12 protein-coding genes are annotated in these 20,578 nt (G+C 40.8%); 11 read left to right on the forward strand and 1 reads right to left on the reverse strand.

Features of this window, described 5'->3' with window-relative positions:
* The first annotated feature begins 174 nt into the window (after nucleotides 1–174).
* From QVH07_RS04145 to QVH07_RS04160, 4 genes are read left to right on the forward strand one after another with little or no spacing between them, the layout of a single operon-like run.
* Nucleotides 175–1,122 carry a DUF4097 family beta strand repeat-containing protein gene (locus QVH07_RS04145; RefSeq protein ID WP_289998885.1) on the forward strand — a complete coding sequence of 316 codons (948 nt, stop codon included), beginning with the start codon at nucleotides 175–177 and terminating at the stop codon, nucleotides 1,120–1,122.
* A gap of 14 nt (nucleotides 1,123–1,136) precedes the next feature.
* On the forward strand, nucleotides 1,137–3,566 hold the full coding sequence (locus tag QVH07_RS04150) for an ABC transporter permease (protein ID WP_289998886.1): 2,430 nt from the start codon (nucleotides 1,137–1,139) through the stop codon (nucleotides 3,564–3,566).
* A gap of 15 nt (nucleotides 3,567–3,581) precedes the next feature.
* Nucleotides 3,582–5,984 (forward strand): ABC transporter permease, encoded by a 2,403-nt coding sequence (locus QVH07_RS04155; protein ID WP_289998887.1) that lies wholly within the window; start codon nucleotides 3,582–3,584, stop codon nucleotides 5,982–5,984.
* A 29-nt stretch (nucleotides 5,985–6,013) separates the two neighbouring features.
* Nucleotides 6,014–6,295: a hypothetical protein gene (locus QVH07_RS04160; protein ID WP_289998888.1), complete on the forward strand. Its 282-nt coding sequence runs from the start codon at nucleotides 6,014–6,016 to the stop codon at nucleotides 6,293–6,295.
* A 9-nt stretch (nucleotides 6,296–6,304) separates the two neighbouring features.
* Here the strand turns inward: QVH07_RS04160 and QVH07_RS04165 are convergent, their stop codons facing one another.
* On the reverse strand, nucleotides 6,305–7,360 hold the full coding sequence (locus QVH07_RS04165) for a sensor histidine kinase (protein WP_289998889.1): 1,056 nt from the start codon (nucleotides 7,358–7,360) through the stop codon (nucleotides 6,305–6,307).
* Between the two features lie 434 nt (nucleotides 7,361–7,794).
* On the opposite strand from QVH07_RS04165, the gene QVH07_RS04170 reads away from it, so the two are divergent.
* The 7 genes from QVH07_RS04170 (at nucleotide 7,795) to QVH07_RS04200 (ending at nucleotide 20,488) form a co-directional block, all read left to right on the forward strand.
* Entirely contained in the window at nucleotides 7,795–8,358 is a 564-nt protein-coding gene (locus QVH07_RS04170; protein ID WP_289998890.1) for a hypothetical protein, read from the forward strand.
* A gap of 218 nt (nucleotides 8,359–8,576) precedes the next feature.
* A complete protein-coding gene (locus tag QVH07_RS04175; protein WP_289998891.1) occupies nucleotides 8,577–10,937 on the forward strand; it encodes an ABC transporter permease in 2,361 nt (786 codons plus the stop codon).
* Between the two features lie 23 nt (nucleotides 10,938–10,960).
* On the forward strand, nucleotides 10,961–13,432 hold the full coding sequence (locus QVH07_RS04180) for an ABC transporter permease (protein WP_289998892.1): 2,472 nt from the start codon (nucleotides 10,961–10,963) through the stop codon (nucleotides 13,430–13,432).
* Between the two features lie 25 nt (nucleotides 13,433–13,457).
* Nucleotides 13,458–15,902 carry an ABC transporter permease gene (locus QVH07_RS04185; protein ID WP_289998893.1) on the forward strand — a complete coding sequence of 815 codons (2,445 nt, stop codon included), beginning with the start codon at nucleotides 13,458–13,460 and terminating at the stop codon, nucleotides 15,900–15,902.
* 55 nt (nucleotides 15,903–15,957) lie between these two features.
* The gene (locus QVH07_RS04190) at nucleotides 15,958–18,366 is read left to right on the forward strand and encodes an ABC transporter permease (protein ID WP_289998894.1); all 2,409 of its coding nucleotides are present in this window, start codon (nucleotides 15,958–15,960) and stop codon (nucleotides 18,364–18,366) included.
* Nucleotides 18,367–18,459: 93 nt separating this feature from the next.
* Nucleotides 18,460–19,122, forward strand: coding sequence for a 3-keto-disaccharide hydrolase (locus QVH07_RS04195; protein ID WP_289998895.1), 663 nt, complete (start codon nucleotides 18,460–18,462; stop codon nucleotides 19,120–19,122).
* Between the two features lie 16 nt (nucleotides 19,123–19,138).
* Complete coding sequence (locus QVH07_RS04200) at nucleotides 19,139–20,488, forward strand: Gfo/Idh/MocA family protein (RefSeq protein WP_289998896.1); 1,350 nt, start codon at nucleotides 19,139–19,141, stop codon at nucleotides 20,486–20,488.
* Nucleotides 20,489–20,578: the final 90 nt, after the last annotated feature.

Raw genomic sequence — 20,578 nt, forward strand, 5'->3', positions numbered from 1 at the left:
TTCCTTCCTATCCAAGTATAAGTCTATTTTTCAGTCTTTTCATGTTTGCCCGAAGGCGAACAAAAATGTTCGAGTTTTAATTTTTGAAAATCTGAAAATAGCCCAAGGACGCTATTTTGATTGATTTTAACTGGCACGAATCTGGAAATTTGAGTTGGAAAAAAGATCCAACAAATGAACCTACTTCAAAAATTATTTTCGCTTTTCGGTTTAGCTCTCATCGGTTTATTAATATCTCCTCAGACTCTAGCACAAGATGGAGAACCCTTCAGAACCAGGACATTTGATGTATCATCCCCAGCAGAGTTTTCAGCGGAAACTTCAGGCTCAGCGGTAAAGGTCACCGGTACCCAAGGGGGCCAAATAGTGGTCCGCATGTATGCCAAATATCGAAATCAGGATGAGTATATGAGTGCTGCAGAGGTGGATGAAAACCTTGGAGATTATACCCTGAAATTAGAGCACTCAGGAAATGAAGTTGATCTCGTTTTCAAAAGGAAAAATTCCAACGGATGGAACTGGGGTGATCAGAAAATGAATGTGTACTTCGAGGTGGAAGTTCCCTTTCAAACAGAGACCACTTTTAAAACAAGCGGAGGTTCCATCAGCCTTGAGGGAGTCAGTGGTGATCATGATATCAGTACCAGTGGAGGAAGCGTGAGTATAAGCAAAGGAGAAGGTGATATTACCGCCAGGTCATCAGGAGGATCTTTCAGACTGAGTGATTTTTCAGGAGATATTGAAGTAAAAACTAGTGGAGGTTCTGTCAGCATGGATAAGCTCGAAGGAGAAATCGAAGTGTATACTTCAGGAGGAAGTGTGAAGCTTAAAGATATTTCTGGAAGTATAGGCGCCTATACGAGTGGAGGAAGTATTTCTGCCGATCTGGTTGAAATTTCAGATGATTTGGAATTCAAAAGCAGCGGAGGGAGCATCACCGTTTCCATCCCGTCTACAGCGGGCCTTGATTTGGATATAAGGGGTGGAAGGGTAGGATTTGACATGATCAATTTCAATGGAACAGTAGAAAAAGACAGAGTGAATGGGGAAATGAATGGCGGAGGTTATTCTCTGGTCATGCAGAGCTCTGGTGGCAGAGTAAAGCTTGAATACACAGAATAAACATTCGAATAGAAATGCTGAAAAATTACATCAAAATCGCTTACAGGAACCTGCTGAAAAACAAGGTCTATTCCCTCATCAATATTTTTGGTCTTGGAGTAGGAATCGCATGTTGTTTTTTGATCTTTAATTTTGTTCAAAAGGAGCTTTCTTACGATACCTACCATGCGAATTATGACAGGATTTACCGTGTGATTCATGGAAACACCGAGGGAGATAATACCATTGAGGGAAAAAGCTACGATGACTTCTGGGTTTGGGGAAATGCTCCCGTTGGACCTGCCCTTCAGAATGACTTTCCAGAAGTAGATAAGGTGGTTCGTTTTTCAGGCAGGGCCGACATACTTTTCATGCTTGAAGAAGTACCCTATCAAGAGACAGGGGTGCTTTTTATGGATTCCACGGCTTTTGATGTTTTTTCATGGAAACTAATACATGGAGATCCGAAAACAGTTCTAGATGCTCCATACAAAGTGGTTTTGACGGAATCGACAGCTATGAAGTATTTCGGAGAAACTGATGTAGTGGGAAGGACATTGGATGGATCAGCATCTCCCGGCCGATCGGATGCAGGGCTTTACACTGTTTCCGGGGTGATGGAAGATGTGCCGGAAAACTCTCATTTTGATTTCAATCTGCTTTTGTCTTTCGAGACTTTTTCGACCAACAGACCATTTATTCTTGAATCCTGGGGCTATGTAGATACTTACACGTATCTCTTAATGGATAAGAATACGGATTTTGAAGCCTTTCAGGCAAAGCTTCCATCTTTTGTAGAGCGAGTAAGAGCTCTCGACGATGATATCGGGAACTATGACATTGCTGTAGAAAAAATGGAAGACTTCTACTTGAGATCTGAAGCCCAGCGCCAGCCAGGCACGGTAGGAAGTCTCCCCAATATTTACATTTTCTCGATGATCGGTTTATTCATATTGGTCATCGCCATTATCAATTTTATGAATCTTTCTACTGCCAGATCTTTGGAACGAGCCAAGGAGGTAGGTATCAGGAAGTCGATTGGAGCTGATCGTTCCAGCTTGATTTATCAGTTCCTTGGAGAGTCAGGAATGATAGTATCTCTCGCTGGAATTGTAGCAGTTCTTCTGGTAGCTTTGGCACTCCCAATTATGAATGATCTCACTGGTAAGACCTTCATTTTCAATGAAATGCTGAATACCAAAACTATCCCATTATTTATTATCGGGTTAATGATTGTAGGTCTTTTGGCTGGATCTTATCCTGCTTTGGCTTTGTCATCTTTCAAACCAGTCAGCATTTTGAAAGGAGTCAGTAAAACCGATTCGAAGGGAGTTGCCCTCCGTAAAGGATTGGTAGTTTTTCAGTTTGCCTTATCTATTTCACTGATCGTAGGCACTTTGGTAGTTTACAATCAAATGACTCATCTCCTTGATAGGGACATGGGGTTCACGGATGAGCAGATGCTACTGATTGAGTACAATTATGATTTTCAGGTGAATTCAATCATGGAACCCATTAGGGATCGACTTGAGGATGTGTCAGGCGTTAAGAATGTGGCTTTTTCACGGAGTGTTCCCGGAAGTTATTTTCCAAATGCAGGTACCGGAATCGTGAATGCTGAAGGAGAATTTGTGTATAAGGATCAGGCGATTTTCCAGGTAGGCATGGATTTTATCGAGCAGTATGATTTGGAAATGGTGGCAGGGAGATCCTATTCAAGAGATATTTTATCTGATACCACTCAGGCAATCGTAGTGAATGAGGCCTTAGCCCGCCAATATGGATATGCAAATCCTGCTGATATGCTGGGTAAAAGATTTGAGCAATGGGGGAAAGAAGGAGAGGTCATTGGTATCGTGAAAGACTTCAATTTTGTGTCTTTGCACAATGAAATTGAACCTTTGTCCTTGCCATATGAACCTTTTGCCAGTCGCTATGTGTCGATCAAGGTAGAAACTGAAAATCTTCAGGAAACCATAACTGAAGTTGAGGATATTTGGTCGGAGATGGTCCCTCACAGGCCATTTTTATACAGCTTTCTGGATGAGGATTTTAATAATCAGTATGAGGCTGATTTCAGGTTTAGGAAGATATTTACTTCATTTTCTGTACTAGCTATTTTGATTGCTTGTCTTGGACTACTTGGACTCGCGACCTACACCGCTGAGCAAAGAACTAAAGAAATTGGCATTAGAAAAGTTCTTGGTGCTAACGTAGCGAGTCTTATAGCCATGCTTTCCTGGGACTTTGTGAAACTAGTATTGATAGCTTTGGCACTTGCCATTCCAGTTTCATGGTGGGCGATGGATTCCTGGTTACAAGGATTTGCATATAGAACAAATATTTCAATTTGGATTTTCCCATTAGCGGGAATATTAGCCTTAAGTGTGGCTGTTTTCACGATCAGTTTCCAGAGTCTGAAGGCCGCTTTGGTGAATCCAGTGAAAAGCCTGAAAAGTGAATAATTAAACCATTCCATAATGATCAAGAATTATTTTAAAATCGCCTGGAGAAATCTATTGAAAAATAGACTTTACTCCTTCTTGAATGTGTTAGGTCTTTCAATTGGGATGGCTGTTTGCCTACTCATTATGCTATTTGTAGGTTATGAGCGAGGATTTGATCAAATGCACTCGAAAAATATTTTTCGACTAAATGAAGTGCAGAATTGGGAAGGGATGGTGGCTCCACAGAAGGTAGCACTCAGTATGTTTCCCATGGGACCTACCCTCCATGAGGAATTCACTGAGGTTCTTAATTATACGACCATGACTAATGGTGGTGATTTAATTGTTATGAACGAGAATGAAAGGACTACCATTCCAAATACTATCTGGGCAGATGAGCGGTTTCTAGAAGTGTTTGATTTTGAGCTTATTCAGGGAGATAGAAGTACCGCACTGAAAAAGCCGGACGGCATGATCCTTACTGAAAAGAGAGCTAAAATTCTTTTTGGTGATGAACCTGCCCTTGGCAAAGTCCTACCTGTAGCCGATACAGACAGCGCCTTCGCAGTAGTTACCGGAGTAATGAGAGATATTCCCGAACGGTCACATTTGCAATTTGAGGGGGTGATAGCCATGAACACTTTTTTTGATGATCAGGAAGGCCCGGGTTGGGGTGCAAATTGGTTCAATACCTATTTAGAACTTGTAGATGAGGTAGATATGACATCTATGGAATCCCGCTTCCCAGAATATCTGATTTCCCATTTGGGCGAGGGTGCTGACGAGAGTTTTCAGCTTTTTCTCCAGCCACTATCTGAAATTCATTCGGGTTCATCTGAGATTACCCATGACTATTTTAATCACAAGAAGTTTGATAAATCTTATTTGCAGGTTTTCTTTTTTATTGGCCTCATTGTTCTCTTTATAGCAGGAATAAATTTCGTCAACCTTGCTACTGCCAAGTCTATGGGTCGAAGTATGGAAATAGGCATTAGAAAGACCTCTGGTGCATCTAGATGGCAGCTTTATTTACAGTTTATTACTGAGGCAGTTTTGGTGAGTTTGATTTCATTGCTTTTTGCCTTTTTGATTGTAACTCTTTCCTTAAAATCCTTTAATGAATTGAGCGGAAGGGCGATTGAATTTCCATTGTTAAGGGATCCCTTCCTCCTTTTTACTTCCACTTTAGGGGCTTTGTTGGTTGGAATTTTATCAGGAATATATCCAGCAATGGTTTTGACTGGATTTAGCCCAGTGAAAGTTCTAAAAGGCAGTTCGAATTCTGGTACAACCAAATCAGGGTTTCGAAATGTCCTCGTTGTAGTCCAATTTGCAGCGGCAATATTTCTGATTACTGCTACGCTTTTTGCCAAAAGGCAATTGAATTTCATGCAAGAAAGGGATCTTGGTTTTTCCAAAGAACAAGTTATCGTTGTTCCGATGAATAATTCTTACTCTCAAAGGTTCCAAACTCTAAAGCAGGAATTGCTTTCTTTTTCTGGGGTAGAACAGGTTACTGCATCTGGCCAAAGACTTGGCAATAACTTGCATCAAACCAGTGGTTCTTTTCGAAGTTTTGGTGAAGAGCGATCACTAGCTTTAAGCCAAATAGCAGTTGACCCGAATTTTCTCGATGTTTATGATATTGAGCTTGTGGCAGGTAGGAAATTTGACCCTGATAATGAAAGTGAAGTCGGGAGAACCTACATCATTAATGAATCCTTGGCTAATGAATTAGTAGAGGATAATCAAAAGATCGAAGACCTAATTGGCTCCAATTTTTACATTTTTGGAACAGATTCTACGGGGTCGATTATCGGGGTAGCAAAGGATTTTAATTTTAATTCTTTACATCACAAGATTGAAACACTCGCGATGTTTAATAGTGGAAATCAAGGGTTCTCTGAGATTTCTATTCGGACTTCATCAGAAGATTTTTCAGAAACTTTAACCCAAATTCAGGCTTCATGGAATAAGGTAATTCCAGAGCAAAAAATGGAATATGAATTCCTCGATGATCATTTCGCTGAGCTTTACAAATCGGATCAAACTCTAGAAACTATCGTGAGTCTTCTGACCGGTCTATCCATCCTAGTCTCATGCTTAGGTTTGTTTGGATTGGTCTCATTCGCTACAGAGCAGCGAGTGAAGGAGATAGGAATTCGAAAGGTTCTTGGCGCCAGCGTGGTTGGAGTCGTTTCCTTGATTTCAAAGGATTTCATTAAACTTATACTAGTCTGCATCCTAATTGCTATACCTATTTCCTGGTACGTTGTTAAAGATTGGGTTAATGATTTTGCTTATCAGATTGAATTGGATTGGTGGGTATTTGCATTGGCTGGAATAAGTGCGATAGCTGTCGCTTTATTCACAATCGGTACACAGGCTACAAAAGCCGCTTTGGCCAACCCAGTAAAAAGCCTTAAAAATGAATAAATCTAAGTTTAACCTAAATAGATGAAATCATGAGCCATATAGCCATACCCATTCCGAATGTCGCTGGAAAGCAAGATATCGAAATTCAAGTAATCGTGAATAACGAGGTGCAATCTCTGAAATACAAGGTCGAGCTTTTTTATTGGGATGAATGCGAAAACCCGGGCGGACACCGCGCGGACTGTATCAGTGAAATGCTTAGCCATCATGATCCAAATTGGACAGTTTACTACATTGGCGCTCCGACGGATAAGTTCGTTCCGATCACTTTTGTGGACAGGAAAAGCAAGGAGCTTATGAAGGCAATGTAAGTGGAGGGTTTACTTTTCTATCCCATTTATCACATATTCAATTCCAAAGGTAGCACCGGGTTCTTTCTGGTTATTTTTGGCTATTATCCTGCCTCCGACGGAATTCATTAACTTCTGGCATAAATAAAGCCCAAGACCCATAGAAGGATTTTGGATGTCATAATCTTCTCTATCAGATTTTGAAATATGAAAAAGAGAGGATAAAATTTCGGGCTTTAAGCCCTCACCAAAGTCCTTGATATCAATTTTCAGGACTCCCTCAGAAATAGCTGAGCTGATCACCACTCTACCGCCTTTTTCTGAATACTTTATGGCATTATCCAATAGGTTAGTCATCACCCGATCCAAAATGACCAGTGGCAAGAGAACCTTCTCATTAGGGATTTCTGTTTGTTGAAATTCGATTTTTTTGATATCGGCTTCATAGTGTACATGTCCGATGGCACTGGAAATAAGATTTTTTAGTGAAACTCTTTCTAAAGAATTTTTTTGCTCCTGTAGATTCCTTTGGCTTTTGATATAATCAATCGAGGTGAGCAGGCGATTCAACTGTACATGAAAATTGCTTTGAAGTTTCTCAATAGTCTGCTCGTCTAGTAAATCGGTTTTGACTAATTCCAGAACTGCCAAAGAACTATTAATAGGGCCCTGAAGATCATGTCTGAGAATATGAAGTATATTTTCCCTTTCTTCTTCTATCCTTGAAAGAGACTCGATGGTTTGCTGCACCTCTCTCATCAGTACACCACCTTCGTCTTGATAGTCGGTAGGAAGGTCAGGTATTTTACTATATTCTTTAAATTGGAGAAGCGCTTCTTTGGCTAGAATTACTGGCTTAAGCAGTTTATTCAGGACAATCAGAGTAATAATTGTAGCCAAAATGGTCATAAAAAAGGTGAAAAGTGCCACATTCCATGCCTGAGTTTTGGCTAACTCTGAGTTCAGTAAATAACCTATGATTCCAAATAAGGGTACGTGAATACCTATGAAGGCAACGAGTAATACCTTTAATGAGAGACTGTTTTTGATTACAGGTACACGGGAAAGAAAAGAATAGGCTTTCAATGTAGTTTAGGTTTATCTTAAAGGGGTGAGATTTTATCACGCCGCTTTGGATTATTTACGACAAGGACAGGGAATTTGGATTAATAAGGAGGTGGTTGAGAGTTTCCAATTTTTATATTGATTTGATCGCCCATTGTTGTCGTTCATTGTTCTAAGTTGAGGCTTCTACACTGAAATTCAAGGGTGTGGTCAATGCTTTTACATTATGATTTTTAAGGTTATCCTATTCTGAGTATTCGTTTTAGTTTTTGAAACTTTCCTTAAGGCAAAAACCTTAAAATACCACTGCCCTATATTCTAACGACAATCACCATTTAGGCCATTAACACTTTTAATAAAAAATGATTTTAATAAAACTCTAGCTCCAAAGGAAAGTACCAAAAATCCCGACTTATACATTATCTTCGGTGCAGACTAATATTAACCACACTTTCATGAAAAAACTTGCATTACTCTTTTTCGCTACATTATTTTCTTTTTCCATTCAGGCCCAGACGGAAGATGAGGCAAGGGGGTTATTGGATCAATATGTGGATATTTTTGAATCCAAAGAATGGTCAAGATCGCTTGATCTGACTTATCCAGATCTTTTTAATGTGATTCCCAGAGATCAAATGGAGCAGGTGATTGAATCCACATTTAATTCACCACTTTTTGAAATGAGTTTTGGAGACTTGGAGGTTCAGAATGTTTCGGAACTTTATGAAGAAGAAGGCCTTAGCTATCGTTTCATGAATTATAAGCAAGAAATGGCCATGACCGTTTTGGATACAGAAGCGGTTTCTATTAGTGCACTAATTGGACCGATGAGGGCCCAATTCGGAGAAGAAAATGTGACTGTTTCTGGTTCCACTTTGAATATTTTGGCGAATAATAAACTGGCAGTTCTAAAAAAATCAGGGGATGAAAAGCTTTATGGGCTGGAGATCAAAAATGAGCTTAAAGGCCTGATGGGTAATTTTATGAGTGAAACCTTTGTAAGAAGGGCTTTTGACTAGGATTCTCAGAACCTTTTTAGTCGGATAATTGTAGCCCTAGGTTTAAACCCAGGGTTATTTTTTTATAAGCCTTAGTCCAAGCCTTCTCTTTGTCCGAAATCGCACAAAATTGTTCGGGGAAATTGGGGTCTATTTGATCAAGTACCGCTTTTCTAGGTAATTGGGCCGATTTTTAATGGCATTAATCTGGAATAAACTGGCATGTAATCGCGAATGCCATGTGGAAAAATTACCTAAAAATTGCCTGGAGAAATATCAAAAGAAGTAAAGGCTATGCTTTAATAAATATAGGAGGGCTGGGAATCGGTATGGCTGCTTCCATTCTTTTGTTGATATGGGTACAGTTTGAAATGTCTGTGGATCGTTTTCACGAGGATATAGACGATATCTATGCAGTTTGGAGATCGGGAGAATTTAATGGAGAAATAGCATCCTGGGATTATACGCCGGCACCCTATGTGGCTGCAGTAAAGGAGAATTACCCAGAGGTGGAAGAGGCCACACATATCACCGAATGGGATCAACTCCTTCTTGCGGTTGGCGAAAATTCCTTTTACGAAGAAAGTACTTTTACCATGCCATCCTTCTTCAGGATTTTCACCTTTGAAGAATTATATGGCGACCCGGTAGCGGCCCTCGAAGAGCCAAATTCTATCGTGTTGACGGAGTCTGTGGCTTTAAAACTATTTGGAAGGACTGATGCGATAGGCGAGAGTGTTTTGGCACAAAATCAACTTGAACTGGAGGTCAAAGCTGTGATTAGAGATCTCCCTGAAAACACAAACTTCCCTTTCACTGTATTCTTACCCTTTAAGAAGCTGGAACAACTAGGCTGGGTGGACGACTATTGGCTAAATAATTCTTACAGAACATTCGTCAAATTAGCCAAAGGAACTGACCTCAGTTCTTTTAACGAAAAATTTAAAGGTTTCACAGCCTCACAATCTGATCAACCTGAAATTACTGACTTCTTATATCCCATGAAGGACTTGTATCTAAAGTCTGAATTCGAAAATGGAGTAGCAGTGGGAGGAAGGATTGATATGCTTCAAATATTTTTAGTTGTTTCTATCTTGGTTTTGACCATCGCAGGAATCAATTTTGTCAACCTAAGCACCGCCCAGAGTGATCAGCGTTCGAAGGAAGTAGGAATCAGAAAGATTTCAGGAGCAAATTGGGGGATGTTAATTGGGCAGTTTCTTGCAGAGTCAATCCTGATCGCTGTTGCTGCTTACGGAGTGGCCGTCATTTTAGTATCGGTTTCTTTTGATAGTTTTCAGAATTTAGTTCAACAAGAACTTCCAAACCCTTTCTCTCAAAATTCCTTTTGGGTTATATCGGTGATTTATGTGCTAGTTATTGGAGTATTGGCAGGGAGTTATCCGGCATTTTTACTCAGTTCATTTAAGCCAGCTTTGGCCATCAAATCAAAACTGAATGTCAATCGCAGTTTCGGTGTAAAGCCAAGAGAGGTTTTGGTGGTATTTCAGTTTGCCGTGGTGGTAATCCTAGTCTCTAGTGTCTGGATAGTTCGCGATCAAATTCAGTTTGTTCAAAACCGGGATTTAGGGATAAAAAAGGAGAATCTGGTCTTTCATCAAATTTCTGAAGAGGCCATGCAGAAGGCGACCACGGTCCGGGAAAAAATCATGAGTATTCCTGAAGTCAGTGCGGTTTCTTTTACTTTTTCTCCGATTACTCAAATCTGGAGTAACACCAACATGATGAACTGGCAGGGTAAGGACCCGGATTTTAGGCCTGAAATATCTAGGTATTCTGGGGATGTCAAAGTTGCCGAGACACTTGGCTTCGAGATTTTGGAGGGCCGTGATATCGATGTTTTGACCTATCCTTCAGATAGTACCGCTGCCTTGATTAATGAAAGTGCCGCTGAGCTCATGGGTTTTGAAGACCCTGTCGGGCAAATTATCATCGATGATGAGATTGAGTTCAGGATAGTGGGAGTGGTTAAGGATTTTATCATGAACTCTCCATTTCAAAAGGCTTTTCCCACTTTGGTAAGTGGTCCGATTCGTGGTGGTAACCATGCCCATATCCGTTATCATGAAAATGCAGATATTCAGGAAGCCCTGGCACAGACCGAAGAAGTATTTCTCCAACTGGATCCCAACACGCCTTTTGAAGCTACTTTTGTGGATGCCGAGCATGCTAGAAAGTTCAGATCAGAGGAGAGAGTTTCACTTCTGACTACGCTGTTCACATCTCTCGCTATCTTGATTTCCTGCATGGGTCTTTTTGGTCTTGCTACATTTATCGCAGAAAGAAGAAAGAAAGAAATATCTGTCAGGAAGGTACTCGGTGCTTCTGTCATCGGAGTGGTTGCCCTTATTTCCAAAGAATTTACACGCCTCGTCTTTATATCAGTGGTCATTGGAGTTCCAGTCACCTGGTACTTTATGAGTGATTGGTTGATGACTTTTGACTACCACACCTCCATCAACTGGTCGCTCTTTCTTTGGACGGGAATTTTGACCTTGTTTATTGCTTTGCTTACGGTAAGCTCGCAAGCTATTAAGGCAGCTTTGATTAATCCTGCCAAAACTTTGAAGAGTGAATAATCGCAAACTAAACCAACTGGAAGATGATTAAGAACTACTTTAAAATTGCGTGGAGAAGCCTTTGGAGACAGAGGACCTTTTCTATGATCAATATCTTTGGTTTATCGATAGGCCTGACCTGCTTCTTAATCCTGATGGCTTTCGTAAAATTCGAAAGGTCCTATGATAATTTCCATTCTGAAAATGAACGGGTTTATCGGGTAGTTCAGGATGTCAGAAATGAGCAGCAATGGGCTTGGGTAGGTGGGGCTGTTGCACCTATGCTTCGTAAAGAATTTTCAGATCAGCTTGACGAAGTAGTGAGCATAATCAAAATAGCTACTTACGCAAAGGCACCTGAGGGGCTATACCCAGAAGATCGCTTCAGGGAGGATAAATTTCTCTTCGCTGACAAAGGTTTTGATCAGGTTTTCGGATTTGAACTGAAATCTGGATCATGGGAAGGAGTCTTTGATAATCCTTATCAAATGGTAATTACGGAGCGGATCGCCAAAAAGTATTTTGGTGATAAAAACCCGATAGGAGAAGTTCTCACCTTAACAGGAGATTTGGATTTTGAGATCAAAGGGGTTTTGAAAAATCCTGCTCCAAATTCCCACATGGATTTTGATTTTGTCTCGTCCATGGTCTCATTCAAAGTGACTGAAGACTTCCCCGTGACTGCGGATTTTGGGAGTTTTTGGTGGCCTCAGACCTACACTTATGTAAAAGTGAATGAGAATCAAGCAGCGGATCATATCAGTGACAGAATACCTGAAATTACGCCTGACTACAGAAATGCGGAAGAGGCAAAGTCCTACATTCACTTCCTTCAGCCTATTGCAGATATTCATACCAATGATAGTTTCAGAGGTGAATGGACGCCTTCCATGAGTAATAATACCCTCTGGATTTTCCTGTCTATCGGAGTTTTTGTTTTAGTCCTTGCTTGCATCAATTATGTGAACCTAGCCACGGCAAGGGCTATAAAACGAATGAAGGAAATTGGCATTCGAAAAGTAAATGGAGCGCAAAGAGGACAGTTAATTGCTCAATTTCTGATGGAGTCAGTTCTGATTAATGGTATTTCCATTCTCATTGGATTGTTGTTGGCCATCTTGCTGATTCCAGTCATTCAGAGCAGCATAGGTTTAGAAATTCCTTTTGATTTTCTTAATGATTCCCAGCTTCAGTTGATTCTACTTGGAATCTGGATGGTGTCTTCTCTAGCATCTGGAATTTTCCCGGCATTTTATTTATCAGGATTGAAGCCGGAAATGATCCTGAAAGAATCGAGTATCGGAAAGGGGAGATCAGGTTTAAGAAAGGGGTTGGTAGTTTTTCAATTTGTACTTTCTACTATTCTGGTTTTCTGTGGATCGGTGGCCTTTGTCCAGCATGAGTTTATGAGAAACTCCTCCATGGGCTTTGACCCGAAGGGTCTAGTTTCAGTAAAGATGGGTCAATTAGCTCTCGCAAATGATGAAACTCTAGCTCAGGAATTAGAGAAAGTTCCAGGCGTGGAAAGGGTAATGTACACAAGCGATAGACCGGGCATAGACTCCGGCTGGAATCCAAATGTGGATTATCCAAATCTTCCGGAAGGGGAAGAGGTAAATGTCAACGTCCAATATGTGGATTTTGGGTTTTTTGAAACCATGAATATCCCTTTGATTACCGGTCGAGAATTCATGGATCAAAGTGGTGATGGAGGTGTCTATTACCCTATCCGAGAACAGTTTGCTGGAATGGATAATGTGGCTATGATGGTTAATGAATCAGCTCTCGAACTTTTCGGGATGAATCTGGAAAATGCCCTTGAACAGCCACTAAGGGTTTACACGGAAGAGAATGGTCAGCTTTTTTCCAATTTCAAAGGAAACATAGTCGGAGTAGTAAAGGATTATCACACCAGAGATTTGAGATATGAAATTGCTCCAACCATTTACATGCCCGTTAAAAATGATTGGAGTAATCAGGCTAGAACCATGCTGATCAAAGCCGATTCGGATTTCAATTCTGAAATGCTCGAACAACTCCAGGCAACTTGGAAGTCGGTGATTCCAGGTTTACCATTTGAATATTCATTCATGGACGAAGCTATTAATTTACAGTATGAGCAGCAGCAAAAAACCAGTGCTCTATTGGGAGGGTTCGCATTTTTGACCTTGCTTATTTCTTGTCTTGGAATCTTAGGACTCTCTATATTCTCATCCGAATCCAGAAGAAAAGAAATTGGAATCAGACGGGTTCTTGGTGCTTCTGTAATGGGCATTGTGAACAAGCTTTCTTACGAGTTTTTAATCCTCGTGATGATTTCCCTGATTATAGCTTTGCCGATAGGCTTTTATCTTATGAATCAGTGGCTAGATCAATTTGCATATAAGGTCACTATTGGAGCGGGCTTCTTTTTAGCAGCAGGTTTTATCTCCTTATTGCTGGCTTACAGCACCGTATCAATTCAGTCCCTCAAAGCTGCCTCATCGAACCCTGTAGATTCTATCAAGAACGAATAAATCCAACGAATAATACCTGAACATTATGTGGAAAAATTTTTTCAAAATCGCATTTCGAAACCTACTGAAGCATAAGCTTCACACGGGAATCAATCTGGTGGGACTTACCCTCGGTCTGGGTGTGAGTATCCTGATCTTTTTCTTTGTGCAGTTCGAATTGAGCTTCGATAACTTCCATGCGGATAGTGATCGGATATTCAGGGTGCAAAGCCATGAAATGGTGGATGGAGAAATGGTGGAATCATTTTCTTCGCCAATGATTGTGGAAGCCACTTTCAGGGAAGAGTTTACTCAAATAGAATCCATAACCAATATCAATAATGGGCAAGCACAAGCCATTCTACCTGATGATAGTAGGGAGACGCAAGGCTTCAACATGGTCCATCCTGACTTTTTGGACATCTTCAGTTTCGATTTAATCCAGGGTGATCGGTCCACTCAACTTCAGGATAAGTATAGTATCGTCATCACAGAAAGTGTAGCCGAAAAATATTTCGGGGGTGAAGCTCCTATCGGAAAATCTATCCAATTGAAAATGGCGGAAGAGTTTATTGATTATCAGGTAACCGGAGTCATGGCTGACATCCCTGCAAACTCTTCTTTGAAATTTGAAATATTAATGCCCATTACCAATATGGATTTCTTCTCGGATCCAGAGGGTATGACTTCCTGGTATAGCGTATGGGGCTCCAATGTGGTTAAACTTCAATCTGAGGATCAGGTCCAAAGTATTCACGAAAGCATGAATGCCATCATGAAAAGAGCTCTTGGTGATCAATATGTGGAGGGGGAGTTCTATTTCACTTTGGTTCCAATTTCGGAAATGCATTTTTCAGAAGGTCGTGGCAATGGAAGTTTGGAAACGACCAAGGCCTCTTTACTTTGGATCCTTGCTGGGATTGCTCTTCTGGTTTTGCTGATCGCATGTATCAATTTCACCACTATGGCCATTGGAAGATCTACCACCCGCGCCAAGGAAGTTGGAGTTAGAAAGACCATGGGTGCGAACTTTTCTCAATTAACCTTTCAATTTTTAACTGAGGCATTTTTGATTGTTCTTTTTGCACTAATTCTGGGAGTAGCTTTGGCTGAATTACTGGTTCCTACATTTAATCAGTTGTTTCAAAAGGAAATGGACTTGGTTTATGGACCAGTACAAATTTTGATTTTGATCGGTTTGGTTGTGTTTATTACAGCTTTGGCAGGAGCCTACCCAGCCTTTTTCCTATCGAGCCTGAGACCTATTAAAGTACTTAAAGGCAATCTTTCTATTCATTTTGGGAAGCAAGGTCTAAGAAAAGGACTAGTGGCATTTCAGTTTTTCATTTCATTTCTCCTGGTGACTACGACTCTGATTATGCTGAATCAGATGAACACCATCAGAAATTATGATTTAGGTTTTACTAAAGACGAGGTGATCGTAGTGGAGGTACCTGATTTTCCATCTACCAGCTTTATCACTTCTTTGAAAGAAAGCTTTAAGAAGGCAGAGGTTTATCGACAGGCTTTGGCCTCCAGGTCTGAAGTTGCAGCAGCAGGAATCACTATTGCCACCTATGGGGATGATGCCTTCTGGGATGTGGCTTATCCACAAGAGGACGGAACAGCATTTAATTTCAAAGTGAATTTTATAGCAGGTGATTACTTAGAAACTTTGGGGCTGGAGCTGATAGAGGGAAGAAATCTCAATCCTTCAGCTGGTGCGGACAGCAGCGCGTTTATAATCAATCAGACCTTTGCGGAAGCTTTTGGATGGGATGATCCAACCGGTGAAATTATCCCCAGCAGCCGTTTTGATCCGCATTCAATAGTAGGGGTGATCAAAGATTTTCACCATGCAAGTTTATACCAGCCCGTGGAACCCCTTTTGATTGCCAAAACTCCAGATGCGGTCTTTAGCGGAATTTCAAACCTCATGATTAACTCCAGCACCAACCCTAAAGTGGTGGTGAGATCAAATGGAGTTCCGATCAATGAATTAAGAAATCTTTTGGAATCTGAATGGTCAGAAGTGTTTCCTGGAGAAGCATTTGATTTCAAATTCCTAAATGAGGAAGTAGAGAGACAATACCAGTCAGATGATAGGTTGGGGAAAATGGTTTTGATCGCGGCCTGTATTGCTATACTGATTGCTTCAATGGGCTTATTTGCCATGGTAGCACTTTCCATAGCGGGTAGAACCAAAGAGATCGGGATCAGAAAAGTACTGGGAGCTTCAAGCTGGAGTATTTCTTGGATGTTTAACCGTGAGTTCCTGATGATCACCATAGCGGGCGTGATCGTCGGATTACCTCTAAGTCTTTATGTCATGCGTGATTGGATATCTCAGTTTGCAGTGCGCGCTTGGCCATCATGGGTGAGCTTCGGCCTTTTAGCCTTAGGAGGAATTCTTTTCACTGCTTTAATCGTCTCAAGTCAATCCTTCAGAGCTACCAAGATGAACCCTGTAAAGACCTTGAAGGACGAGTAAGCTTTGTCGAATCTCTGTCTTCAGTCTTCCTTTAGTCATATAAAACGCGAGACCTATGCTTTTTAACTTCTTCAAAATTGGATTTAGAAATATCCTTCGGAATAAAGTCAGGACGATTATTCATGTGCTTGGCTTATCCATAGGTATTGCGATCTGCTTCTTGATTTTCAATGTAAATTGGTTTGCATATAGTTTCGATAGTTTCCATGAGGATGTAGATCAAATTTATCGGGTTACTACCACTTCCTACTTCGTCGAGGATGAATACCCGAACTCAGGTGTTCCGGGTCCCTTGGCACAGGTCATTCAGGATGAAGTCAAAGGAATAGAGGATAAAACCACATTTTATTATCTCTACCAAACAATGGTTCTTCTTCCCGAACAAAATAAAAGCATGGGAAGAAATAATGAGACTGCATTTATGGAGCCTTCATATTTTAGATTTTTTGACTACGAGTGGCTGGCCGGCAATCCTGAAACTGCACTTGAAAATCCCAATTCAGTAGTCCTTGCAGAGAGTCAGGCAAGTTCCTATTTCCCAAATACCACATGGGACGAGATACTAGGTCGAGAATTGATTTTTTATACTCAGGATTCTATCCCCGCCACAGTCACAGGAATAGTGAAAGATTTAGAATCGAATTCCAACTTTATTTTCAAGAACTTTATTTCATTCGCCACTATAGAGGGTTCAGAATTAAAAAATTGGTATGGAATAGATTCATGGACTAATGTCAATTCAAGCAATCAACTTTTCATCAAGAAATCAAAAGATGTCTCAGTCGAATCAGTCTTATCCGACATCATGACTGTGACCGAAAAGAATACTGATTTCGAGGAAGGCAGCAGTAGGTCTCATGATATGCATCCTCTTTCAGAGATGCATTTTGAGGGTACATATAATAATCAGGGGGTGTCCAGATCCTTTCTACAAGGGATGGTAGTGATTGGAGTAATTATTCTAGTCCTTGCTTGCCTGAACTTTATTAATCTGGAAACTGCCCAATCTATAAATAGATCTAAGGAGGTAGGAATCAGGAAAACCTTAGGTAGCAATAGAGTCCAGTTGGTTTTTCAGTTTTTGACTGAAACACTGCTGATTGTGATTATAGCCACTTTGTTGGGTATGGGTTTGGTACAGGTTCTGAGCCTAGCCTTTGAAGATTATTTACCAGGTGGATTCCATTTGACCTTAATCACTGCTCCAAATGTAGCTTTCATTATTGGGTTCGTGGTGGTTTTGACTTTGATTTCAGGTTTATATCCTGCTCTCATTTTGGGTGGATATCAAGCTCAAAGAGCTTTGATGGGTGAGGTAAAGCAATCACATAAATTCTCCTTGGGGATTTTTCTTCGTAAAAACCTTACTGTTTTGCAGTTTGCCAGCTCCATCACATTCATTATCCTGGTTTCCGCGATTAGCTATCAGATGAGCTTCTTGTCTAATCGGCCATTAGGGTTTGATAAAGCTGCTGTGGTTTATTTAGAAATTCCCTTTATGGCGAATACTGATAAGGTGGAGCAGTTAACAGATCGAGTCCGACAGCAAACCTTTGTATCAGGAGCTAGCCCAAGCAATGACTTGGTTTCTTCTACTAGTCTTTGGACTTCGGATTTGATGATGCAAAAAGATAACGCTGAATCGGAATTATATGTCCAAGTTAAAAATGCTGATTCAGCTTTCGTTGGGGTAAATGGGCTTAGGTTACTGGCTGGAAACGTACATAATAACTCTCCTGCTGAAGTTTTAATTAACGAGACACTTTCAAAAGAAATGGGTTTTGAAGATCCATCTGAAGCTATAGGACAGCCACTCACATTCAATGAAATACCGAGAAAGGTAGCTGGTGTGATCAATGACTATCATAGCCGGACCTTGCGAGAGGAAATCAGGCCGATGCTGATTTTTTATGATCCTGAATATGTACAGAAACTGAATGTAAAGCTAAGTGGGGATCAAAATCTAGCCATGGCCAAAACACAATTAGAAGGTCTTTTCAAGGAATACTTTCCTCTGGAGACCACCGAACTTAAGTTTCTTGATGATGAAATAGAGAGATTTTATCTACAGGATGTGAAAATTAGGAACATTCTGGCTTGGGCCTGTGGATTGGCAATTCTTATTTCCTGTCTAGGACTTTTTGGATTGTCCAGCTTTACTATTGCACAGAGAACAAAAGAAATCAGCATTCGAAAAGTACTTGGTGCATCCCTAGGTCAAATCTTATTCTTAATCAGTAAGGAATACATTTTTTTGGTTGGGATATCCTTTCTGTTGGCTATTTACCCTGCCTATTATTTCCTCAATGATTGGTTGCAGGATTTTGAAAACAGGATCAACATGCCATACATTATGTTCCTACTTTCTGGTTTAGGGGTGTTATTGATATGTTTGCTAATAGTAGGGTCGCACTCTTACTTTGCTTCCAGAGAAAATCCGGCGAAGGTCCTAAAAAGTGAATAGGCTTCCTAAGGGTCCATTGACATAAAAATTGGCAGGCTGGGATGATTTGAAAAAAATCTATCCTATTTTAGAGAATTCCCAACCCAATAGCCTATGTTTTCCCGAAAATTCCGGTTTTTCGCTTGTGTTTTTATGATTTTTTCAGCTTTGCCGGCTTTCGGCCAAAGCAAAATAGATGAGGGATTTACCTCCTTATTTAATGGTAAGGATCTAGAAGGATGGGTAGGTAACAAAACATCCTATTCGGTAGAAAATGGAGTAATCGCTATTAATCCAGAGGATAATGGTGGAGGAAATTTATACACCGAGAAGGAATACGACAATTTCATTTTGAAGTTTGAATTCAAACTCACTCCAGGTGCGAATAACGGATTGGGAATTCATGCGCCATTAGAAGGAGATGCTGCTTACGTGGGGAAAGAACTTCAAATATTGGATAATCGAGCAGCGAAGTATGCTGAATTAAAAGAATATCAGTTTCATGGTTCAGTGTACGGGGTGATTCCTGCCAGAAGAGGGTTCTTGAAACCAGTAGGGGAATGGAACCAGCAAACTGTTATTGTTAGACATCCTAAAATTGAAGTAATCTTAAATGGAACTACTATACTTAAAGGGGATTATCTTGAGGCAAGTAAAAGTGGGACTCCAGATGGGAGAGAACATCCAGGTCTGGAAAGAAGCTCGGGCCATATCGGGTTTTTAGGTCACGGAGATGTGCTATACTTCAAAAACATCCAAATCAAAGAATTGAATTAACATAAATCATAGACAAATGAGTAATAAAAATCTGCCTCAGGAAAGGCGCGAATTTCTGAAGAAGTCAGGCATAGGCTTAATGGGATTGGCTTTGGCCCCAAGTCTTTTGGCGCAAGCCAAAGCGAATGGAAGACTTAGAACAGCTCACATCGGAGTGGGAAATATGGGAATGGAAGACTTGAAAGCTATCTCCTCTCATGAACTGGTGGATGTCACCGCTTTGGTGGATGTAGATAAAAATAATCTTGATGCTGCCAAAGCCATGTTTCCTAATGCCAAGACGTATGCTGATTACCGGGAAATGCTGAAGGATATGAAAGATGAGATTGATGCGGTTATTGTTTCTACTCCTGATCACACTCATGCACCGGCTTCTATGATGGCCATGAAAATGGATAAGCCTGTCTATTGTCAAAAACCGCTTACTCACCACGTCAAGGAGGCTCGCGCGATGAATAAATTGGCGGCTAAAAAGAATTTGGTAACCCAAATGGGCATCCAGGTACACTCTTTTTATGATTATAAATTAGCGACCCTTTTGATTCAAGATGGAATAATTGGAAAGGTCCACACTGTGCGGGCCTGGTCACCTAAAAATTGGGGATATGATGGTCCTCCTCCAGTAGGTAGTGACCCGATTCCGGAGACATTAGATTGGAATCTTTGGCTCGGAACTTCAGCTGAACGCCCATACAAAGAAGGAGTGTATCATCCGGGAAATTGGCGTCAGTTGGTGGACTACGGCTGTGGAACGCTAGGCGATATGGGTGTTCATATTTTTGATACTCCGTATAATGCCTTACAACTGGATGTACCAATGACCATCATTAATGAATGCAGGGAACCAAATGGTTTTGGCTATCCTGTAAATAATACAGTTACTTATGAATTTCCATCTACCCCATACACCGCAGAAACTTTGAAATGGGTATGGTATGACGGACCCGGTGCTCCACCTGAGCATGAGGATTTGAAACTTCCAAATGGAGACCCATTGCCAGATCAGGGGGCTATGTTTTTAGGAGAAAAGGGCAGGTTACTCTTACCACATTTTCAGCAATTACCACGAAAAATAGTGGATGGGAAATATGTGGAAATGGATATCGAGAAATATAATTTAGGTAAGCCAGTTAAGGATTACGCATCCGAGAGCAAGAAGCATTACCATCAGTTTGTGGATGCCTGCTTAGGTACTGGGGAGACCACCGCTCCATTCTCTTATTCAGCCCGATTGACTGAAACCATACTCCTTGGAGTTATAGCTGGTAGATTTCCGAATCAGACTTTGCACTGGAACAGTAAAAAGGCAAAGTTTGATGAGAAGGAAGCCAACAAATTTTTGGATTCGAAATACCGAAAGTTCTGATTGGTTGGATGAGTTTTGTTCGTTAGCGAACAAAAATGTTCGTCTGAATTCGGGCACTTAAGCCAAAAAATAGCCTCAGAAGCATATTCT

The sequence above is a fragment of the Algoriphagus sediminis genome (assembly GCF_030403435.1).
In the GTDB taxonomy this organism is placed as follows: domain Bacteria; phylum Bacteroidota; class Bacteroidia; order Cytophagales; family Cyclobacteriaceae; genus Algoriphagus; species Algoriphagus sediminis.

Bases quoted from the DNA above. Each gene is read 5' to 3' on its own strand.
- QVH07_RS04175 (WP_289998891.1), top strand. From the start codon at position 8,577: ATGTGGAAAAATTACCTAAAAATTGCCTGGAGAAATATCAAAAGAAGT.
- QVH07_RS04155 (WP_289998887.1), top strand. From the start codon at position 3,582: ATGATCAAGAATTATTTTAAAATCGCCTGGAGAAATCTATTGAAAAAT.
- QVH07_RS04145 (WP_289998885.1), top strand. From the start codon at position 175: ATGAACCTACTTCAAAAATTATTTTCGCTTTTCGGTTTAGCTCTCATC.
- QVH07_RS04200 (WP_289998896.1), top strand. From the start codon at position 19,139: ATGAGTAATAAAAATCTGCCTCAGGAAAGGCGCGAATTTCTGAAGAAG.
- QVH07_RS04190 (WP_289998894.1), top strand. From the start codon at position 15,958: ATGCTTTTTAACTTCTTCAAAATTGGATTTAGAAATATCCTTCGGAAT.
- QVH07_RS04170 (WP_289998890.1), top strand. From the start codon at position 7,795: ATGAAAAAACTTGCATTACTCTTTTTCGCTACATTATTTTCTTTTTCC.
- QVH07_RS04180 (WP_289998892.1), top strand. From the start codon at position 10,961: ATGATTAAGAACTACTTTAAAATTGCGTGGAGAAGCCTTTGGAGACAG.
- QVH07_RS04150 (WP_289998886.1), top strand. From the start codon at position 1,137: ATGCTGAAAAATTACATCAAAATCGCTTACAGGAACCTGCTGAAAAAC.
- QVH07_RS04160 (WP_289998888.1), top strand. From the start codon at position 6,014: ATGAGCCATATAGCCATACCCATTCCGAATGTCGCTGGAAAGCAAGAT.
- QVH07_RS04185 (WP_289998893.1), top strand. From the start codon at position 13,458: ATGTGGAAAAATTTTTTCAAAATCGCATTTCGAAACCTACTGAAGCAT.
- QVH07_RS04195 (WP_289998895.1), top strand. From the start codon at position 18,460: ATGTTTTCCCGAAAATTCCGGTTTTTCGCTTGTGTTTTTATGATTTTT.